We start from the raw sequence: 20,122 nt of genomic DNA on the forward strand, positions 1-20,122 counted from the left end.
ACCATCTCCGCGACGGGACGCCAGAGGAGATTGTCGGTGATCGCATGAACGTCTCGAGCGACGTCCTCGAACAGCACTACGATCGGCGCACTGAACGCGAGAAAATGGAGCTTCGACGCCAGTTCATCAAAGAATCATGATCCGACCAATTACGAACGAAACCAGTACTGCATCGACGAATATCCGTCGCTTGGGAGACCAGCGTTCGCCGAATTATGTCTCCCCCGGCGAGTCCACTTGTAATTAAAAGCCATGGAGAGGGTTCTCTACCGCAAGGTAGGACCTTCGAAACGGCTGCATTCGCCACTTTTGGGCTGAGAACTACTCCCTCAGAGAATAGACTTCATCAGAAAATCAGACGCGGGCTAGCGCCTGCTGGCGGTTATTTGAGGGAACCGAGGTGGTTAGCGTGATCCGACGCTGGAACGGCGTCGATCGCGCGCCACTGATCTGTGAGTTCTGCGGCTGCGAGATCGATTATCCTGAGAAGCGCTGCGCGGCGCTCGAGGATGGGAGGTGTCGGCCGTGACTCGAGAGGCAACCGCGAGGGCCGGTCACAGTTTCCAGGCTACGACGGCCCCCAGCGGCGCACCGCTTCGATCTCCAAAACCGATCACCGGCCATTCAGTGGGGGTGATCGGGCGTGCGTGACGGCTACCTCGAGCGAGTTGAACCTTCTGCTGAGACGAGTCTCAGCACGTCGCTCGAGACAGTCGCCGATCCCACGCGTCGGCGGTGTACGGGGGAGGTGGTCTAAGTGGCCTCCCAGCAGTTCCTCGAGACCCAGTGCCACGAGTTCGACGCCTACCTCAATTTCGACGAGTACGGGCTGAAGCCGTACTACGGGCTCACCACCTTCCGGAAGGAGCACGACTGGGTCAATAACGGAAAGCCGTCGACGACGTTCGAATTCGACGGACGGGAATGGGCGGCCGTCCTGGACTACGACGATCAGCCGATTCTCCCGTGGTCAGATCCGTCGTACACGCTCGAGACGGCGTACCTCTATCGCGTCTACGTCGTCTGCATGGACGAGACGTACGACGAGAAGAGCGCCGACACCAGCCAGCGGGTGAAAGGTGGCACGTTCACCGTCTATCCGCGCTGGCCGGACATGAAGAAACGCGACGATGAGACGGGCGAGATCAGCAAGGTCAACGGCTACATGGATCTGGGTCGGCCGTATCTCACCGTCCGCGCTCAGGCCTCGAATATCGACTTCGCGAAGTACGTCGATCTCACGGCCGAGGCGTTCGCGGCGTTCGACGTTCCGCGTCGGTATTTCTCGAACCCGCACGAGTCGAGTACCGTCAACGACACCGCGGTGTACGTCCGCCCGAAGCGAGACGTGTCCGGGCCGATCTACGCGGCCGACGGACCGATCGCGCGCATTCACCAGCTGCTCGAGTCCGATCGATCGGGCTATCGCAAGCACGTCGAGGACAATCGGGAACGTCCCGGCGACCAGGTGACGACGATGGTCGATTCCGAGCGCGCGGCGAAGCTCATTCGGGGTCACAAGATCGGGAAGGAGGTGAAGCACTACTACATGCGGAACCCCGACAACTACAATCCCGATCAGTTCGGGTGGCATCCCAAACTCGAGGTGTCGTTCCAGACCTCGATCACGGACGAAACGATCTACTGGGACCGCGAGGATGCGCTCGACATTGAGCAGTGTCGGCGCGAGCTTGAGGAGATGCTGATGAACGTTCTCGACTGGGCCGGTCTCGACGTGACCGGCGGCGACGAGTACCACGAGGACGCGTACTTCGATCCAGAGCGTCGAAAGCGGCGTAGCCTGAAGCTCGTTGACTGTCCCCTTCCGGAGATCGAGAGCGAGCAGGAGAACGCCGTGATGCGTCTCTGGGGCGATATGAACGGAAGCGATCGGGAAGTCACCGAGCTGTTGCTCACGGATGGCGGTGAGATCTCGCCGAAGGACGCAGCCGAGAAGACCGGCTACTCCTACCGGACGATCCGGCGAGTGGTCGACCGACTCGAAGACTTCGTCCGGCACACCTACGGCAAGCTCGAAGTCGAGAGCGACTCGCTGCCCAGGAGATGCTCAAGCGCGTCATATCGGCCGAGGAGCAGTTCCGACGGGCGGTCGGAGCGACGACCATGCAGGTCGCCGAAGACGCGTCTGGATTCGAGAGCGGGCCGTTCGATCGGTTCAAGCGGTCGTATGAGGTCGGCGTTCGCGAGACAGACAGCCGAAGCCGAAAGCTCCTCCAGGTCCGGTACACACCAGCCGACCGAGATGAGGCCCTCGAGATCGCCCGCGAGGCGGTCACCAGTTACCAGCAACAGTACGATGATGAACTCGGTATCAGCGGTATCTGGATCAAATTCGAGTATGCCGACGGATCGACCGAACGGTTCCATCTCACGAACGTCTTCCAACTGTCGAAGGCTCGCGTGAACGTCAGCCGATCTCGAGAGGATCGTCCCCTCGACAGGACGCGGCGAAAGCTGCTCGAGGAACGCGAGAACCTCCCGCGACGGATGAAAAGCCGAAACGCGCTCGGCGGCTGAGCACCGCTTAGTGAGTGGCAACGCTATTTCTTCCTTTAATTTCGTCTTTTATCGAGTGATTTTTGCGTGGTTTCGTAGCTCGTCAGAGCAATCGCGTCGCTTCGACTCGATCGACTCGGTGAGGCTTGCGTGAGAAACCGGACGCGACGCGTCCGGGTCCCCCTTAGGGGGTGTGACTAAGGCCAACAGACCAAACTAACCGCTGCACCTTCGAAAAACTGGAGTGGAAACAGAGGATGGTGAGGATACGATTTAGCGAAGAACAGTTCAGGTCTCGATTTTTCAAGAAGACCTCCGTCCAGATGGCGAGGGATCCCATTGATCCGTTTCGACAGCATCACTTGGACCAATCGTCGCGAGGTCGCCCTCTCATCCCTAGTCACAAACGAGCGAACGGGTGTTGGTTTCGTCACGCTTCTCCGTTTGCTTCGATAACCGGACCGTCTTCTCATTCTTCTCTCGAATCACTTTCATGAACTGACCCCGAACAATGGACTCCTGGAAGCGGATGGGGGTCTCTTTTCGGGCCCATAGCTTGTGCTCGTGGTCGTCGTCACGCTTGCGTTCCAGCTGGCGATTCTCTATATCCCGATCGGCGTCCTGTTCGGGGTGACACCCCTCGGAGCCGTTCACTGGATGCAAACCGGCGTCGCGGTTGCCGCGTTCGTCGTTCTGATAGGTGCGTTCGCTCAGGTTCAAGATCGGCTGTTCGATCGGTATTGACCGTTACAACCTTCGAAGTTAGATTGAGGTCTGCACACGTGTCTCACTCGAGCGGCTCGGCTTCGGGGAACTGATAGCTCCCGTCGAGAATCTCCTCGCGGGGCCCGTAGAGCCGGACCAAGTAAAACCAGTCCTCTGGGGTGTAGAGGTAGTTCGGTTGATCGGGGTCACCGCCGAAATGAATTGTGATACTGCCGTCGTCGTCGGGCTCTGCAGTCACGTTGTTGAACGAGTACGCGTCGTACTCGTTTGCCTCGAGAAATCCGTCTCTGTTGTAGACGGTGACCGACCAGAACCCGTCGACGGGGACGTCGTCGACGGTGAGTGTGTGTGGCGTGTCGCCGTCGTTCTGGTCGGGGACCTCTGGCATATAGATCGTGTCCGGCTGCGGAACTCCGCTCGGTGTCACACTAACGAGCAAGTACTCCACGGGGTCGACCTCGTCGACGTCGCCAATCCCGCCGCCGAAGTCGTCCATCGTTTTCATGAGTGTGACGAGCGCGGCGAAGAGTTCGTCGTGTGCTTGGCGGTCCCAGTTGGGGACCTCGAACGTGCCGGCCGAGTCCTGGCTCACTGCGAGTTCGTCCTGTAATCCGTGGACGGTCTCTACGTCGTCCGGATCGGTCGGGTCGACGAACGTGCGGATCATGACCCACGTGTACCGCGTCCCGATCTCGTCCTGGGTCAACGTGTACTCGCCGGGATCGTGGTGCGTCTCTTTCACATACGCGTCCTCGTCGAGGACGACCATCGACTGGTGACGGTCACCGACGTCCGGTTTGGTAACGGTGACCGGTTCGGTCAGGTCGAAGACTCCACTCGAATAGAACGTGTCACGATTGGGTAGGGCTAAGAACCGCACGTCAGGTTCGACTACCGTTCGGAAATGATGAAGCTCCCCGAACCCGCCCTGTTCGACGATGTTCTCCATTATTAGATGTATCTCTGACCGTGGGAAGTTTTCCCACGTCACTGGGACTGTCTCGTCATCTGCTGACGTCTCGTTTTCAGCCCCCTGGGTGTTCGCCTCCGAGGGGGTTTGGCTGGCAGTAACGCTGCCGACGCCCATCGCGAGCAGTCCGGCGAGGCCCGCCCCGCGAAGCGCGGTTCGGCGCGTTGCCCGCAGCAGTTTGGCGTCTGATTCTGGCGTCGTATGGTGTGTTTCGTTGCTCATGGCTCATACCGCTCCGAGTGGCACACAGCAGCAGTTGGGGCCAACCCACACGTTCGCACTCCAGCATTCCATATAATACAGTGGCGAGACTCGAGAATACTATCACGACACGATGATAGTGGTGGACGGATGACAATCTCTGCGTTCTCGATCGACTATCTGTACGTATAGTGAGCGGTCACGGACCGCAGTTCGTGTTGTACTCCCGCTGAGTATCTCGCACGTTTCGCCCGGTCTATCCACAAATTATCAGAAACTGTCTACAAGATACAGAGGGCAGAGGATGAGTTAGCACGACCGTCAGTACGAAGCGGAAGACGAGCGATGGCCGAATCACGCCGATTTAGACGCCAGAACATACACCCACGCCGGGTACAGATCCTCTACGTTACGGAGGGGGACGGAATCGTCGCAACGCGCGACGAAGAGCGGGAGGGCTCGGAAGGTGATTTGATAGTCTTCCCTCCCGGTAAAGAACACTGGCATGGGAACACAGAGGATGCGACGTCTCCGTTCACCCACGTCTACTTCCTCGCTGAACCGGGGGACGGTGAGCTGACGGTTCTGGACTCCCCGTAAGCCCGAGGAGCGAGACTCTCGACTCGGTTGGAACGATGGTTGGGCGGCGGTGGCTTACCAATCTGGGGAGATGAAGGCGTCTACTCGGGCGTGCGCCTGAACAGCGCAGGACTGCTGCTCCGGCGAATCACGTGCGGGATTCTCCTGCCGAGACACGGGACAGAGAGGGAGATCAGGTCGAATCCCACAGTATCGACAGTGGGTCGCTCACGGTTCTGAGGACTGGTACACACGACCCCATCGGTCGAGCTCCTCGATAACCCCCTGCAACTCTCGGCCGGTGCTCGTGAGTGAATATTCCACTCGTACTGGCTTCGTCTCGAGAACGCGTCGCTCGGCTATTCCCTGTTCCTCGAGATCGGTTAGCGACTCGGAAAGCACCTTCCCCGAGATGCCGTCGATCTGGGTCTTGAGGTCGCTGAACCCTTGTGGTCCGACCTCCAGTAGTTGGCGGACGATTGTCGGGTGCCACTTCCGTCCGAGGACGGTCGATGCTGTGATCAGTGGGTTGTTGCCCGCACCTCTTACCAGTTCCTGAGGCTGCTCTTTTGCCGTCGACATCGCTGGTACTCACACTCCGAACCCCTATGTAGCAACGGGGGTAGCGATACCGACCGAAGTGAGATCTAGACGGACTTACTCGTCGGTATCGTCGTCAGTCCCGGGTTCGTCGGGTGCGTCGTCGTCCTCGCCGTTCTCGTCCGGGTCTTGCTCGGGTTCGTCCGCCGAGTCGTCGTCTTCCTCGGCATCGTCGACCGGTTCTTCGGCATCAATTTCGTCGTCGAGATCTGCGGTCGGTACCTCCCCGAAAGCTTCCTCCGGGGGTTCGACGCCAGCGTCGACGAACAGCTGTTCGATACACTCGTCCAGGTTCGGGTTGAGCCGCTCGTAGATCGACTCGCCCATACCGAACCCGTCGTCGAGGACGTCGACCGCCGAGATGATGACCCGGTCGCCGAGATTCAGGCGGAACTCGCCCTCGACTTGCTCCTCGGCGGGCTCTGGCTCCCGAACGTCGATCGTTCGCTCACCCTCGACCGGACCGGCAGGGAACGAGCCCATCGCGCCGATCGTCCACTGCTCGAGTTCGGGGTACTCGTCGGGCCCCATGAGCTCGAGGAGGTAGAGTACGGCTTCCGGAAAGTCTCCGACGATCCGAACCGTGTGGCAATCGAGGAACTCGATCACGTCCTCGGCGTCGAGATCGTCGTCCGGCTCCTCGTCATCGGGATCGACCTCGTCGGGGTCTTCGTCATCAGGGTCCCCCTCCTCCGGGATATCGACAGCCGGCTCGCCCTCGAGGATCGCTTCGGCGGCGTCCTCTACCGTCACGAGCTGGCCGCGAATCTCGCCCTCGGGATGGTCCTCCGTGTGAACGTTGACGTACGCGTTTCCGTCCCGAATCTCGCCGACGAGTCCCTCGATGGTCCCGCCAGCCTCACCGCCGACGTGTTCGTCTGTGATCCGATCCGTCGCGAGGACCCCGTCGAATCGACCGTCGAGCAGTTCGGGGGTATCGGCCTCGGGTTCTGGATAGAGCCAGGCGACGACGGGACCGTCCTCGTCGACCTCCCCGAGGTGGACGTGCGCCTGATCGACGTCCTCGATCGCATTGACGAGAAGTGCGAACTCGAGTTCGGTCCCCCCTTCGGTGAGGGCGAACACCGCTCCGCCCGTCGCGTCGGTCTCAACCGGCTCGGGCTGTTGGCCACCGGTCATGGCGGCGAGGAAGAGGCCTTCATCCTCGAGATCGGCGTCCTGTACATTTAGGGCAGAGACAGTCGCCGGGCCAAGTGCAGCCCCCACTGCAGCGGCCCCACCGAGCGCCAGTAAATCGCGCCGTCGAACGTCGGAGTCGTTCCGGTCTTCAGTGCTGGGACGTGAATCATCCATGGTCCGTTGCGTTGCACGCAACTTACGGTAATAATACCGTACTGTCTCATCGGTTACCTGGTGACCTAACGGTAAGGCAGGTCAGGGGCATTTCGACGCCCCGTACTGTTTTGTTTGTCTCCGGCTCTGCTATGCAGTCGCTAAGCCGGGCCACAGCGTTGGATATCGACACTCCGGACTACATCGGCCTGCGTCTGCAGGTGGGAGCACTATTACCGATATCGGCGTCGATGACAAGCGCATGATTGGAGATGGCGTGAGCCGACGGCGAATTATACAGATCGGCGGCGGCCTCGTGGTGGTCAGTGGCGTCGGAGGTACTACGGTCGCCTCGAGTGACCACGAACCGGACGACCAGCCAGCCGATACCGACTTCCGCACTCGAGTTGCACACCTCTCACCCGACGCACCCAACGTCGACATCTACGTCGACGGAGAGCGGGTCCGCGAGGGCATCCCGTACGGGACGGTCACCGACTACCGCGACCTCCCGCCTGGCACGTACACGGTCCAGGTCGTTCCCGCCGGTGAAGATCCGTCCGAAGCAGTGCTCGAGGAGACCGTCGAGGCCGGCGACGTGGATCCCACCGTCGACGGACTCCTCGCAGTGATCGGCGAAGTGGCCGCCGAAAACCAGCCCCTCGAGGCGCTGTTTCTCGACGACGACAACAGCCCGGTGGATCCGGGTACCGCTCGCGTTCGCGCCCTCCACGCCTCACCCGATGCGCCTGCGGTGGACGTCGTTGCCGGTGAAAACGGTGAGGCGCTGTTCGAGAACGTCGCGTTCGGTGAATCCGGCTACACCGAGGTCCCGGAGGGCGAGTATCCACTCGCCATCTATCCTGCGGGTGACCGGGAGAACAGCGTCTTCGAAATCGACGTTTCCCTCGCCGGCGGAACCGTCTACTCCGCGTTCGCGATTGGCTACCTCGAACCGGAGAGGGCACCCGCCGATGAGCCGTTCGATATCCTCCTCACGGAGGACTCCCTCCCGGACGAAGAGGACGTCGAGCCGGACGAAGCGAAGCCTGATGAAGACGAACCGGAGAAAGAGCCTGAAGAGGAGCCGAAAGAAGACGAACCAGAGAAAGGCTGCGAGAAGGACGAGGAAGAGAAGAAGGCTACGTGATACTGCCGCCGCCCACCGTGGAAAATTCTCGCTGCCATGGGGTAGTGAGTGTATTCATACAGGTACAGCCGAACGTATGAGCAAACGCGATACGTTTGCGATGTTCGAAGCACTCACAGCGATATGAGTGAGGTGAGAGGAGAGCAGACGCGCAGGAACGCCACCGAGTTTCCCGTCGATGTCGCCGTATCGGCCGTTCAGCGGTGGTGCCCGATCGAGATACATCGGATGGGGTCGCCTCAGCTATCTGCTTGCTCGAAGGGGAAGACGTACTTCCAGTCGTCTTTCATACTGGTGACGACCCAGCCCCGCTCCGCTGCGACGTCGATAAATGGCTGGGCAGACTCGTCGACCACCTCACCTGTTAGGTCTTCGTCCATACTATAGGTATACTCACGCTCGGCGTCGTCGTGGTTAACCAGCAGGTACAGCCGTGGGCCGTCCCCTGCATCGGCCCACTCGAGCATCTCGCGGTCTCCAACGTAGTTGCCGAACGCCGCGATGGGTTGCCTGCCGATGAACTTTTGGATGCCGATTGGCTTGCCATCCTCGTCGTCGACGAAGTCGATCTCCGGAAGCTTTACCAGCACCGGCTCGCCGTCCCGGATCTCGTAGCGGGTCTTCCCAGTCGAGCCGACCACCTGCTCTGGTGGAATTCCGTACGTCGGTTCACTCATCGGTCGCATGAAATCGACGCCACCGCCGGAGACGATGAACGTCTCGAACTCGTTCGCCCGCAGAAACGAGAGAAGCTCCAGCATCGGCTGATAGGCGAGTTCAGTGTAGCGCCGGTCGAAACGCGGATGGCGCGCGGTGTTCAGCCAGTCGGTCACGATTTCTTCAAACTCGGCTGTGGTCATTCCGGCGTGCGTGGCAGTGAGCAGTTCGACCAGCTCTTGCTGGCTCACCGCCGCCAGCGTCTCGAGGTCGTTCTCCAGCGCCGCCTGGAAGTGTTGCTCGTCCTCCCACTCCGGGTGCTGGGGAGCCAGCTCTTGTATTCTGTCCACTGTAAAGGCGAGTTGGGCGTACACTGGCCGCTCGACCCACAGCGTGCCGTCGTTGTCGAACGTAGCTATGCGCTCAGCGGGTGGCACGAAGTCGGGGGAGTCTGGCGTGGTCACCGCCTCGACGAACGTGAGGATGGCCTGCTTGGTCTGGCCGTCGTTCCAGGACGGAAGCACCTCAGCGGTCTCGTTTCGACTCAGGTGGGCGTTCGCACTCGGATCAGTTCGCTGGGCCGTGGCGCTACCGGCGCCCAGCGCGAGTAAGCCGGCGAGACCTGCCCCGCGAAGTGCGGTTCGGCGGGTTGCTCGCAGCGGTTCGAAGTCCGATTCCGCAGTCGTGTCTGGTGGTTCGTTGCTCATGGCTCGTGTCTCTCTGAGTGTCCCACCGCAGCAGGTACGACCAACTCACACGCCTCCACTCCAGCATTCCATATAATCCAGTAACGATACTCGAGAAGGATTTCACGACACGATGATAGTGATCGATGGATGACTATCTCTGAATTCTCGATCGACTACCTGATTCTGTAGTGACCGACCACGGACCGTAGTTCGCGCTTCACTCGTGCCTTCTATTCGACTCGTCGTGATTAACACCGCTGAACGGTGTACTCGTTCATTTCGGCCTTCAGCGACAGCGCTGGCTAGCAATAGCAACAACCTCCTTCTAAAGATCGGGGTATAATGTCGGTGGAACGTGTATTCGGACGAAGGCTGCATGAGTACAGTTGACAATCACCAACACTCGGCACGTGGTGTTCCAATCGACGTCAGTCATAGTCGTGAGCCGGAACTCTCGAGTGTCGACGGACAGGCCGCGATCACGCGTGTAATCCTCGAACGATGAACTTCCTGGTGATTCTCCCGCTGGTATTCGTCATGATCGGAGGGCCGCAGATCCTCAGCGCCATCTTTCTGGCCACGAGCGAGGATTGGCGGCGGAATTCGGCCGCGTTCGTCTTCGGCGCCTCCCTCTCCATCAGTCTCGTCGTCACGCTCGCGTATTATCTCGGCAGTGGCGTTCGTCAGGGCGGGTCGAACCGAATGCTGCAACTGCTCGTGCTCGTCGTTCTCCTCGCCGCGATGGTGCACGTCTACCTGAAGCGCGAGCAATCGGAGCCACCGACGTGGATGGGCAAACTCGAGACGGCGAATCCGAAGTTCTCGTTTCAGCTCGGATTCCTGCTCATGGGGTTCTTTCCGACCGACATTCTCACGTCGATCACCGTCGGAGCCTACCTCGCGAGTCACGGCGATCCGCTGTGGTACGCGACCGGGTTCGTCTTACTGACGCTACTGTTCCTGGCCGTTCCATCGCTTTCCCTGGTTATGATCGGTGACCGTGCGGAGACGCTCCTTCCGAAGGTTCGCACGTGGATGAACACACATTCGTGGATCGTGAGCGAAATCGTGATCCTCATCTTTGTCGTGATCACCATCAACAACATCGTCGGGTGACTCTCTATCGAAGAGGACAGTGGCGCCGGGACACCACGAAAAGGCGGTGCTTCCGGGTACCGTGTACACGGATAGCGACCGTCGCGGTCAGCACTGAGACGTTACCGTCGACGTTCCTCGAGTACAGGTTCAGGTCGAGGAAACTCACGCTAACCGCCGGAAAGCTACTTTGCGAACTTTGTGGGGAGTTGGAGTGGACGATGTCGCGAAGATCTAACGCCAGTGAACAGGAGCGGCGGAGCACGAATCGTCGACGGTTTTTGAAAGCGACCGGGGGAGCAGGCGTCGTCGCTCTCGCAGGCTGTCTGGGTGTCGAATCGACGGTAACCGCCACCACTTCCGAAACGGACGATAGGAGCGACGAAGACGACGGGGGTGACGAGATGCCGATGGACACGATTACGCTCGGCGGATCGATGAGTCTCTCCGGCGACCTCTCCGACCTCGGACGGCTGTATGCGGACGCGTACGAACTGACCATAGAGCGCATCAACAACGCCGGCGGCGTCGAAGCGGGCGACGGGACCACCTACGGCCTCGAGTTGGTCCTGCGAGACGACGAGAGCGACCCCTCTAGGAGCGAAGCCATCTATCAGGACCTCGTCAACCAGGCGGGGATCGACTACCTGGTGGGGCCGTACTCGAGCGGGATTACATTGCCGGCCAGCGACGTGGCGGCGAGCGCCGAGCGGGTGATGGTTGCGGGTGGCGGCGCCAGCAGCCAGATATTCGAACGCGACAACGAGTGGATTTTCAGCCTGTTACCGACCGCCGACACCTACTCCACCACGAGTATCGAGATGGCGATGGCGCAGCCGGATCCACCGTCATCGGCAGCGATCCTGGCCAAAGCGGATCCGTTCAACCAGGACGTTGCGGAGGGCGCACGCGGAAACCTGCAGTCGGCGGGAGTTGACGTCGTCGTCGACGAGACGATTCCGGATGAGACGACCGACATCTCGACGTATCTCGCGCTCGTCGAGGATGCCGATGCGGACGTTCTCCTCCTGTGCGGCTATCAGGACGACGTGGTGATCACGGCCGACCAACTGGCGAGCGAGAACGTCGACGTCGACGTGGCGTGGGCGCCGGGTGGCAACTTGACTGACTCGTTCAGGGAACAGACCGGAGAGAACAGCGACTACTGGTATGGCCCGTCACCGTGGGCGACCACCGTCGACTCTCCGGACGACGTTTTTGAATCGACGAGCGAGTTTATCTCGGCCATCGAGAGCGAGTACGGGTACGAACCCACCTATCACAGTGCGGCAGCCAGCGCCGTCGTCCAGACGTTCCAGCGTGCGTTCATGGCCGTCGACGAGCTGACGCCGAGAACCGTGCGTGACGCCATCCGCGAGACTCAGTTCGAGAGCCTCTACGGGGCCGTTCAGTTCGACGAGGACGGTACTATACCGAGAGAGATGGCGGTCTTCCAGTGGCAGCCGGACGCGGGCAGGCAACTCGTGTGGCCGGAGGAGAGCAGCGAAGCCGACCCCATCTATCCGACGCCGACCTGGAACGAGCGGTAAATCAGTCGGACCGTGAGAGGTGGTGCTTTCCGCCCGCTCGAAACGGAGTATTCGTTCTTCACAGAGAGTGAATGTCATTTGAACGTCGAATAGCGATTTAAGCCTCCGTGGGTCGCCAATCGGGTTGAGGACGCACCATGGACGTGACGAACACCGCCGAAAAGACCGAGTGGGACCATCCAGTTCAGGTGACGACGGCACTGCTCTCCGAGAGTGTCGAGAGCGAGTTCGGCGGGAATACCGTTCGCTCGGCCGAGGTAACGTTTCGACCGGGTGAGCGAACCAAGTTCCACATCCACGCCGGGATACAGATCCTCTACGTTACGGAGGGGGACGGAATCGTCGCGACACGCGACGAAGAGCGGGAGGTATCGCAAGGTGATTTGATAGTCTTCCCTCCCGATGAAGAACACTGGCACGGGAACACAGAGGACACGACGTCTCCGTTCAGTCACGTCTACTTCCTCGCTGAACCGGGGGACGGTGAGCTGACGGTTCTGGACTCCCCGTAAGCCCGAAGAACGAGACTCTCGACTCGGTTGGAACGATGGTTAGTCGGCGGTGGCTTACAGAAAAGAGCCGCTGTGTATATCCGGAGTGCTCAGCACGTTAGGCAAACGGTTGGGCGCTGCAAGTTCGCCGAATCGGTTTGTGATGGCTCCTGGCCGAATATCCAGTCAATGGTAACCGTTCGGACCGCCGATATCAGGGTACTTTGTTGTCACACAGGAACCACCAGCAGCGCGTTTTGAAAACCTAATCTCAAGTGCATTAGGCAGGGGTTCGACGTAGATGTATTCACCGACCGCGATGTATGCACGATCCAGCTCGTTCGAGTCCGATGGTGTGCATATATTTCTGCCAGGTGACGGCGAGCGAGCGGCGATTCACGACATCGAGCTGAATCCTATTTAAACAGGACTAGTTCAGTGACTCCAGAGAAACACTCTAGGACCCCCGGTGCATACATCGGTTTATATGGGTTCGACGAAACAGACGACACTCCGACTGAGCGACGAACGACACCGGCTTCTCGACGAGGCCAAGGAGATCGGAGCCAACGGCCAGTACGATGATCCACCGAACTCGGACGTTATCGACGCGGCACTAACGCACCTCATCGAGTCTCGAGAGAACCTGGACGCAGCGAGAGGGGAGATCGACCCTACGACGATCCAGCTGTTCAATACCTCAGTACTGGGCCTTCGCTACCGGACATCGATCGAGAGCCGATGGCGGTAACTGACTGAGAACGCTGGTACTTCACGTCGCTTTGCCAGTAGTCCTGATCAGCACCGAAAAACCAGAGATGATCCTGGTCGAGCCCTATCGATTCGTTGATGACTGCTTGGAACTCCTCGAGCGTTCGGTCCTCGCCGACGACGATATCTCGCCACAGCGAGGTCGGATCCCACTCGAGTTTGACGCGGAAGCGATAGGCCGTCATCTCACACCTCCGCACCGGATCGGAAGCTCGTGAGGTCGTTGATGCGCCGCTCCAGTTCCTCGATCTCTTCGCGTAGTTCTTCGGCCTCGTTCCCCTCGGTCGCAGCCAGCCGGTCTTTGAGGCCCTGGAGCCGCGTCTCCTTCTCCTGTTCGTCGACCTCGGCCTTGCGGACGTACTCGCGCTCTTCGAGATCGTAGACGTCCGACGGAGCCACCTCGGTTACCTCGAGTGCCTCGTCGACTTTCGCCGAGTCGACGCTGGTGACCCGCTCGCGCGGAATGCCTGCATCCTCGAGCGTCTCGAGGACCTCGTCTTCGTCCCGGAGCGACCGATACGTCCGCCCGGTCCGCTGGACGGAGCCGAACTGTCCGTGAACGGGCTGGTCGTGATGAACGCGATCGAGGAGAACGTCTGCAACGTCCCCACGGAGATCGTCGGCATCTCGCTGCACGTCCGAGAGCAGCGTATAGAGGTTGACCAGCGAGGTAGTTTCCAGAGCCTCGAGTTCGGAGACGTCGTAGCGCTCGAGTGTATCGACCAGTAACAGCGCGTCCGAGTAGACCGCGAGATCGGGTTCCGTCCGTTCCTCGTCACTGTCGGAAGAGCTTCCTCGAACGAGTTGCGACGGCGTCGGGTCGTCGGTCTCGCTGAGTGTTCCGGCTTGCGTGTCGATCTCGAAACGCGGGTGGAGGCTCAACACCGCCGGGTACGGGTCGGCTTCTGGTGGGAGGCGATCGAGTTCGAATTCTGTGACACTATCCCGAACTCGGCCGACGAGCGTTTCGAACTGCTCTCGCTGGAGCGGGCGCGACTCCTCCGGGTCGACGAACTCGACGATGACGCGATGCTCTTGCACGTCCGTAATTCGAAACCGCTGCTCGGACAGCGGCGTGATGAGTGTCGCGTCGTCCTCGAGCGCCTCGCACTCGGCGAGCAAATCACTCCACGTAGACGCGAAGGTCATGGATAATACATGCACCTAGGGCGGTAAAATCGTTCGCAGCACGACTGACCGTCTATAGGAGGTGTGACCGCACTGTTATCTATCTGTACTACCATGAAGTACGCCAACGTCAGCGTCAAGTTCCCCGAAGAACTCGATCGGGAACTCGAGCAGTTCCTCGAGGAGACGGGCGTCTACACGAACAAAAGCGAGTTCATCAAGGAGTCCGTTCGCCGCCACCTGATCGAACTGAACAACGAGCCGGCGATCGCGGCGCTCCGCGTCGAACAGTTACTCGCTCGCGCCGAGCAGGAGCCAGTGAGTGACGACGAACTACACGGCCGACTCGACGAGCTTCGTCAGCGTGTCGACGAAGAGGAGATCGCAGACGCGGTTGCAGCCGCTCGCGAAGAGACAGCCGACGAGTAGGCCGATCACGCGTGAAGATCCTCGATACGAATCTCTGGGTTTTCGGAACGCTTGGAACGAACGATCGAGCGGAACGTCTCCTCGACGACCTCCTCGCGAACGGAAACCACGGCGAGAATCGGTGCGATGACCGTCGGCCCGGTGGTGACCAGTTGCGCGCCGACGAGAAACGCGATGTCCCAGTCCGCACCGAGCAGAAGGCGAACGGTCAGCGCCGTTCCGACGAACGCGATGGCTACGCCGATCGTGATCGTCCGATCGACCGTCTTCGATGCCTTCCGGACGACCCCGTACTCGAGGTGAAACGTCCCCTCGAAGATGATGATGACGGCGACGAGGACGACGGTGTCGAGACTGACGTGAATGGACACTGACTCATCGTCCTCCGAAACGGGGAGTACGACGATCCGCGTGCCACACACCGAACGATCGACGACCTCGGATGTGCTTGTCGAACCGCACGGGAACCATACGACGTGGTCCCACACCGAGTCACAAAAAGCGTCCACTCGGACGATCGAACCGGATCGATGCAGTGTCGACGTCGCGTTCGGAGCCGACGAACGCACAACGGCGGGATCGACGATTCAACTGCCGTGGCGCTGAAACAGCGGAGCGTCCGATCCGCTCGAGAGCTCCTCTGGCGGGAGCTGGTCGGATCGCTCGCTCGCACTCGCGAGATAAATTGCGCTGTTGATCAGGCCGATGTGACTGAACGCCTGCGGGAAGTTTCCGAGAAACTCGCCGGTTTCCGCGTGGATCATCTCCGAGAGCAAGCCGATCGAGGAGGTGTGCCCGACGAGAGTCTCGAAGAGGTCCTCGGCCTCGTCCAATCGATCGGAGAGCACCAGTGCGTCGACCAGCCAGAACGAACAGATGAGGAAACCGCCGGGTTCTCGCGGACGAGCAGGGCTGTTGGCGAACCGAAACACGAGGCCGTCCTCGGTGGTCAGTTCCTCGAGGAGGGTGTCGATCGTGTTCTGTACCCGCTCGTCGTCGGCCGGCAGGAAGTCGTACAGCGGGATCAACAGGGCCGTCGCGTCGAGCGCTTCGTCGGCACCGAAGAACTGGACGAAACTCCCCAGTTCCTCGTCGTAACCGCGGTCTTCGATCGCGTTCCTGATCGCCTCGCGTTCGTCTTCCCACCGATCGACGGGCGCGTCGCGATCGTACTCCTCGGCCAGGCGGAGCGCTCGATCGAGCGCGACCCAACACAGCAGTTTGGAGTGAACGAAGTGTTCGTGTAAGTCACGAAACTCCCATATGCTCTTGTCCTTTTCGTCCCAGTGGTCACAAACGTACTCGGCGAGCGCGTGGACCGACTCCCAGTCGTACTCGGAGAGACCGTTTTCGTATCGGATCGTCTCGTAGATGCCCTGGACGATCGTCCCGTAGATGTCGAGTTGCTCCTGGGTCGCCGCGGCGTTTCCGATCCGGACCGGCGTCGAGTCCCGATATCCGGAGAGATTGTCGAGGGTCTCCTCGCCGATCTCCGCCTCGCCGTGGAGCCCGTACAGCGGCTGGATTTCGCCGGGGTTCTCGTGTCCGATCTCTCGGAACCACTCGAAGTATCGGTGGGCCTCGTCGGACTGTCCCACGCTGTGAAGCGCCTGGATGGTGAATTTGGCGTCGCGGATCCAGTTGTAGCGGTAGTCCCAGTTGAGCTCGCCGCCGATCTCTTCGGGAAGCGACGCCGTCGGCGCGGCCGGAATCGACCCGGTTTCGTCGTGAATCAGGAGCTTGAGGACGAGCGCGGAGCGAACGAGCACGTCCTGCCACTCGTCCTCGAAGTCGAAGAGATCCGTCGCCGATTCCTCGCAGGTGTCGAGCCACGTCCGCCAGTAGTCGATCGTTCCCTGGAGTACCTTCTCGTACTCGTCGTCGGAGCGGTAGTCCGGCGCGCCGTACTGGAGACAGAACCAGCGTGTCTCGTCCTCCTCGATCGTCGCGGTGGCGGTCGCAGTCGCGTCGTCGACGTCGAAATCGACGTCGGTGTGGAGGTAGAGTCGCTCGACGTCGCGGTCGTGTTCGTCCTCGGGCTCGGCGTCGCGTTCGTCCGTTTCATCGTCCCCGAGCGCGTCGCGCTCGGTCGCGATTACGTCTCCGTCGTCGTCGATTTCGATGGCGGTCGTCGCCCGCGCGTAGTCGAAGCGCGGCTCGAAGACGACGTCCAGCTCGACGGTCCCCGAGACGCCCTCGAGTTTGCGGTAGACCGCTTGCTGAAATCGTTCGTCCGGCGCTTCACCTTCGCGCACCGGCATACAGTCCGTCACCGTCACGGCGCCGTCGTCCGTTTCGAACGTCGTCTGGAGAACGTTCGTTCGATCCACGTACTCGTGGTTCGACTCGTACTCGCTCGCGGGTTGGACGGCGAACCGACCGCCGTCCTCGGTGTCGAGGATCGCCGCGAAGACGCTCGGAGACTCGAGGTGCGGAAAGCTACACCAGTCTATCGAGCCGTTCCGGCCGATCAGGGCGCAGCGATCGTCGTTACCGATGATCCCGTAGTCGTCGATGGGGAGAAACTCCTCGTTCATTCGATCCGAATGTACTGCTGTACCGCGGCTCGTTTTCGAACGGTGCGACGTTGTTCGAATTTCACCCGTACCGGGAAAAGTGTGGTTTATGGCCGCCTGAACTGTTTGGTATTCGGATAGTTGCGTGTCGGTTTCACTCGGGGGTTCCGGAGTCACGACTCGCGATGGCACGATTCGCGAAACACGCCGAGGGATGCGGAGGGATCCGGTGAAGCGACCGCCACTTCTCCGAGTCCGCTCGGCGGCTGGTATCATGCATGCGCAACCTGTACAACTAAGGTTCTTTTTCCGGTGTATTTGCCCGTGCTCTCGTCGCGTGGTCGATCGGTCGAGACTCTTCTCGGGTCTCGAGCTACGATGCGGGAGATTGCGCTGACGCTACTTCGCTCATGACAGACATTGGATATCACGCCTCACACGAGCAGTTCGCACCGAGTGCCCTCCTCGAGTGGGTCCAACGCGCGGACGAGGTGGGGTTCGATCACGCGCTCGCGTCGGATCATTTCCACCCCTGGAGCGAGCAACAGGGCGAGTCGGGGTTCGTCTGGTCCTGGCTCGGATCGGCGATGGAGGCGACCGAGATGACGTTCGGGACGGTCAACGCTCCCGGCTACCGGTACCATCCAGCAGTCATCGCCCAGGGTGTAGCGACGCTAAGAGAGATGTACCCCGAGCGGTTCTGGCTCGCCGTCGGGAGCGGCCAGCTACTCAACGAAGGCATTACGGGCACGAACTGGCCCGTCAAAGACGAACGGAACGCCCGCCTCGAGGAATGTGGCGAACTAATGCGGCGACTCTGGGACGGCGAGGAGGTGACCCATCACGGTCACGTCGAGGTCGAACGGGCGCAACTGTACTCCCGGCCGGAGACGCCGCCGCCGTTGATCGGCGCGGCACTCTCCGAGGAGACCGCGTCGTGGCTCGCAGAGTGGGCCGACGGCATGATCACGATCGCGACGCCGGACCACGAGGACGACGCCAGCCGCGTCGACGCGTTCCGGGAAAAGGCACCGGAGAAACCGGTTTATCTCAAGGCTCAACACTCCTACGACGACACGGACGAGGCCGCACTCGAGGGAGCGTACGAGCAGTGGCGTACCCAGTGCGTGCCGGGAACGGTAACCCAGGAGCTTCGGACTCCCGAGGACTACGACGAACTCGGGGAACGAATCACTACAACCGACGTCGAGGAGAACGTCCGCGTTTCCTCGGATACCGAGGATCACGTCGAGTGGCTCGAATCTGACCTCGACCTCGACGTCGACAAGGTCTTCGTTCACAACGTCAACACGAACCAGACTGAGTTCATCGATGCGTTCGGGACGGACGTGTTGCCCGTCCTCGAGTGACCCGTCGGACACCACTCGTTCTGGTCACCGTTCGCTCGCTTGTGACCCCCTGTGATCTCGAACGCCGCTTGCAACCCCCTGTGATCTCGAACGCCGCTTGCAACCCCCTGTGATCTCGAACGCCGCTTGCAACCCCCTGTGATCTCGAGCGTCGCTTGCGGACGCTCTGTAATCACGAATGTCGTTTCTCGACGACGTACACGCGAATTTTCACGGGGATTGAAGTCGGCCCCTCCCCACCACCGAGCGGGGTGATTGCCTTGCGCGACCACAATCGCGTTGTGGCCGTGTGTCGTCGCTGCGACGCCGCGTATGCAGCGAAAGAACTTGCAGATGGCAGTATCCGCCCTATTGGAACACACTGCTGTTCCTGTGGGTCGAACCAGTTCCGGGCGTTCCAGTGACTCGGTGCGCAGCCATCCGGTGCAGTCGCCCTTTTTACGCGGGACCCAGACCGGTCGCAACCATACCGGAACCGACCGATAGCAGTCCGTATCAGGCCTCGAGCAGCCGAGAGTTCGGCCCACCCGGTGTCGAACGGTGCCACAACCCGACGAAAGACACGCATTTGGCGCGTGAGTCCGTACTCCCGCTGATGAGAGAATTCGTCTTCGCCCTCGAATACGAACCGGGAACGAACCCGGTCGCCGACGTCCTCGCGGCATATCCCGAGACGTCGATTCGGTCGCTCTCGTGTCACGTCAGCCGGGATAGCCTCTGGCGTGTCGATCACGCGAACGGTCCCGACGAGGCTCTCGAGGCGCTCGAGCGGGCTTACGAGAACGCCGACTACTTCGCCGATTGTCTCGTCAAGGACGACTGCGGTGCCGACTGCGAGGTCCAGGTACTCGATCGATCGACCGACACGCTGGTCGTCTACACCTACTGGGAGCGGACGGACGCTTGTACGTCGGTTCCCCACGTGGCCCTCGAGCACCTCGGTGAGGGGTTGCTGTTCGAGACCTACCGCGAGGGACGGCGCTACCGGTGGCGAATCGTCCTCGGAAACGGCACACCGATCCACGACTTTTTCGACGCACTGAGCGACGAGGTCGGCGAGTGCACGGGCATGGAGATGCTTCGACTGACGGAACTCGACCCCGAACGAACCGGCGTCTCGCCGGAGGAGACGCTTCCCGACGAACAACGCGACGCGCTCGAGGCCGCGGTCGAACACGGCTATTACGAGACACCGCGGCGAATCGATCTCTCGGAACTCGCCGACCGCCTCGACGTGCCGCGCTCGACCCTCTCGTATCGACTTCGACGAGCGGAAGCGGCGCTCGCGACGGCCTTCGTCGACGAAGAGGAATCGATCGAACGGATCGCGGCGAACCTTTGAGACTGATTGCTGTACCTGTGTGCCGGAGCGGCCGCGCCATGGCACCCG

At 60.7% G+C, this 20,122-nt stretch carries 19 protein-coding genes; 10 read left to right on the forward strand and 9 right to left on the reverse strand.

Annotated elements, in window-relative coordinates:
• Window positions 1–757 precede the first annotated feature (757 nt).
• A complete protein-coding gene (locus EA473_RS15400) occupies window positions 758–2,425 on the forward strand; it encodes a DUF7845 domain-containing protein (RefSeq protein WP_243645275.1) in 1,668 nt (555 codons plus the stop codon).
• 488 nt (window positions 2,426–2,913) lie between these two features.
• Here EA473_RS15400 and EA473_RS15405 read toward each other — a convergent pair whose 3' ends face one another.
• On the reverse strand, window positions 2,914–3,237 hold the full coding sequence (locus EA473_RS15405) for a hypothetical protein (RefSeq protein WP_124196548.1): 324 nt from the start codon (window positions 3,235–3,237) through the stop codon (window positions 2,914–2,916).
• A gap of 67 nt (window positions 3,238–3,304) precedes the next feature.
• Window positions 3,305–4,435: a DUF1214 domain-containing protein gene (locus EA473_RS15410; protein ID WP_165875302.1), complete on the reverse strand. Its 1,131-nt coding sequence runs from the start codon at window positions 4,433–4,435 to the stop codon at window positions 3,305–3,307.
• Between the two features lie 324 nt (window positions 4,436–4,759).
• On the opposite strand from EA473_RS15410, the gene EA473_RS15415 reads away from it, so the two are divergent.
• The gene (locus EA473_RS15415; RefSeq protein WP_124196549.1) at window positions 4,760–5,014 is read left to right on the forward strand and encodes a cupin domain-containing protein; all 255 of its coding nucleotides are present in this window, start codon (window positions 4,760–4,762) and stop codon (window positions 5,012–5,014) included.
• Window positions 5,015–5,221: 207 nt separating this feature from the next.
• On the opposite strand, the gene EA473_RS15420 is transcribed toward EA473_RS15415, so the two are convergent.
• Together EA473_RS15420 and EA473_RS22590 are read right to left on the reverse strand one after the other, a co-directional pair.
• A complete protein-coding gene (locus EA473_RS15420; protein WP_124196550.1) occupies window positions 5,222–5,575 on the reverse strand; it encodes a winged helix-turn-helix transcriptional regulator in 354 nt (117 codons plus the stop codon).
• Window positions 5,576–5,650: 75 nt separating this feature from the next.
• Complete coding sequence (locus EA473_RS22590; RefSeq protein WP_207890198.1) at window positions 5,651–6,907, reverse strand: CHRD domain-containing protein; 1,257 nt, start codon at window positions 6,905–6,907, stop codon at window positions 5,651–5,653.
• 256 nt (window positions 6,908–7,163) lie between these two features.
• Here EA473_RS22590 and EA473_RS15430 point away from each other — a divergent pair, with 256 nt between their 5' ends.
• Window positions 7,164–8,036: a DUF4397 domain-containing protein gene (locus EA473_RS15430; RefSeq protein WP_243645276.1), complete on the forward strand. Its 873-nt coding sequence runs from the start codon at window positions 7,164–7,166 to the stop codon at window positions 8,034–8,036.
• A gap of 239 nt (window positions 8,037–8,275) precedes the next feature.
• Here EA473_RS15430 and EA473_RS15435 read toward each other — a convergent pair whose 3' ends face one another.
• Window positions 8,276–9,400: an HAD family hydrolase gene (locus EA473_RS15435; protein WP_124196552.1), complete on the reverse strand. Its 1,125-nt coding sequence runs from the start codon at window positions 9,398–9,400 to the stop codon at window positions 8,276–8,278.
• Between the two features lie 483 nt (window positions 9,401–9,883).
• Here EA473_RS15435 and EA473_RS15440 point away from each other — a divergent pair, with 483 nt between their 5' ends.
• From EA473_RS15440 to EA473_RS23260, 4 genes are all read left to right on the forward strand, one after another.
• Window positions 9,884–10,498, forward strand: coding sequence for a GAP family protein (locus EA473_RS15440; protein ID WP_124196553.1), 615 nt, complete (start codon window positions 9,884–9,886; stop codon window positions 10,496–10,498).
• A gap of 200 nt (window positions 10,499–10,698) precedes the next feature.
• Window positions 10,699–12,027 (forward strand): ABC transporter substrate-binding protein, encoded by a 1,329-nt coding sequence (locus tag EA473_RS15445; protein ID WP_124196554.1) that lies wholly within the window; start codon window positions 10,699–10,701, stop codon window positions 12,025–12,027.
• Window positions 12,028–12,164: 137 nt separating this feature from the next.
• Window positions 12,165–12,539 carry a cupin domain-containing protein gene (locus EA473_RS15450; RefSeq protein WP_124196555.1) on the forward strand — a complete coding sequence of 125 codons (375 nt, stop codon included), beginning with the start codon at window positions 12,165–12,167 and terminating at the stop codon, window positions 12,537–12,539.
• 466 nt (window positions 12,540–13,005) lie between these two features.
• Window positions 13,006–13,269, forward strand: a complete 264-nt coding sequence (locus EA473_RS23260) for a DUF7386 family protein (protein WP_124196556.1) — start codon at window positions 13,006–13,008, stop codon at window positions 13,267–13,269.
• Here EA473_RS23260 and EA473_RS15460 read toward each other — a convergent pair.
• Complete coding sequence (locus tag EA473_RS15460) at window positions 13,211–13,474, reverse strand: IS1096 element passenger TnpR family protein (protein WP_124196557.1); 264 nt, start codon at window positions 13,472–13,474, stop codon at window positions 13,211–13,213. The two genes, EA473_RS23260 and EA473_RS15460, sit on opposite strands and share 59 nt — an antisense overlap.
• A gap of 1 nt (window position 13,475) precedes the next feature.
• The gene (locus EA473_RS15465; protein WP_124196558.1) at window positions 13,476–14,438 is read right to left on the reverse strand and encodes a DUF2800 domain-containing protein; all 963 of its coding nucleotides are present in this window, start codon (window positions 14,436–14,438) and stop codon (window positions 13,476–13,478) included.
• 93 nt (window positions 14,439–14,531) lie between these two features.
• Between EA473_RS15465 and EA473_RS15470 the strand changes: the two genes are divergently transcribed.
• Window positions 14,532–14,846, forward strand: coding sequence for a ribbon-helix-helix domain-containing protein (locus EA473_RS15470; RefSeq protein WP_124196559.1), 315 nt, complete (start codon window positions 14,532–14,534; stop codon window positions 14,844–14,846).
• 5 nt (window positions 14,847–14,851) lie between these two features.
• Here the strand turns inward: EA473_RS15470 and EA473_RS15475 are convergent, their stop codons facing one another.
• The gene (locus EA473_RS15475; RefSeq protein WP_243645277.1) at window positions 14,852–15,217 is read right to left on the reverse strand and encodes a cation:proton antiporter domain-containing protein; all 366 of its coding nucleotides are present in this window, start codon (window positions 15,215–15,217) and stop codon (window positions 14,852–14,854) included.
• Window positions 15,218–15,433: 216 nt separating this feature from the next.
• Window positions 15,434–17,383: a glycoside hydrolase family 15 protein gene (locus EA473_RS15480; RefSeq protein WP_124196560.1), complete on the reverse strand. Its 1,950-nt coding sequence runs from the start codon at window positions 17,381–17,383 to the stop codon at window positions 15,434–15,436.
• Between the two features lie 389 nt (window positions 17,384–17,772).
• Here EA473_RS15480 and EA473_RS15485 point away from each other — a divergent pair, with 389 nt between their 5' ends.
• Window positions 17,773–18,732 (forward strand): TIGR03885 family FMN-dependent LLM class oxidoreductase, encoded by a 960-nt coding sequence (locus EA473_RS15485; RefSeq protein ID WP_124196561.1) that lies wholly within the window; start codon window positions 17,773–17,775, stop codon window positions 18,730–18,732.
• A 595-nt stretch (window positions 18,733–19,327) separates the two neighbouring features.
• Window positions 19,328–20,074, forward strand: coding sequence for a helix-turn-helix domain-containing protein (locus tag EA473_RS15495; protein ID WP_124196563.1), 747 nt, complete (start codon window positions 19,328–19,330; stop codon window positions 20,072–20,074).
• The last annotated feature ends 48 nt before the right edge of the window (window positions 20,075–20,122 follow it).

The sequence above is a fragment of the Natrarchaeobius chitinivorans genome (assembly GCF_003841505.1).
Classification (GTDB): domain Archaea; phylum Halobacteriota; class Halobacteria; order Halobacteriales; family Natrialbaceae; genus Natrarchaeobius; species Natrarchaeobius chitinivorans.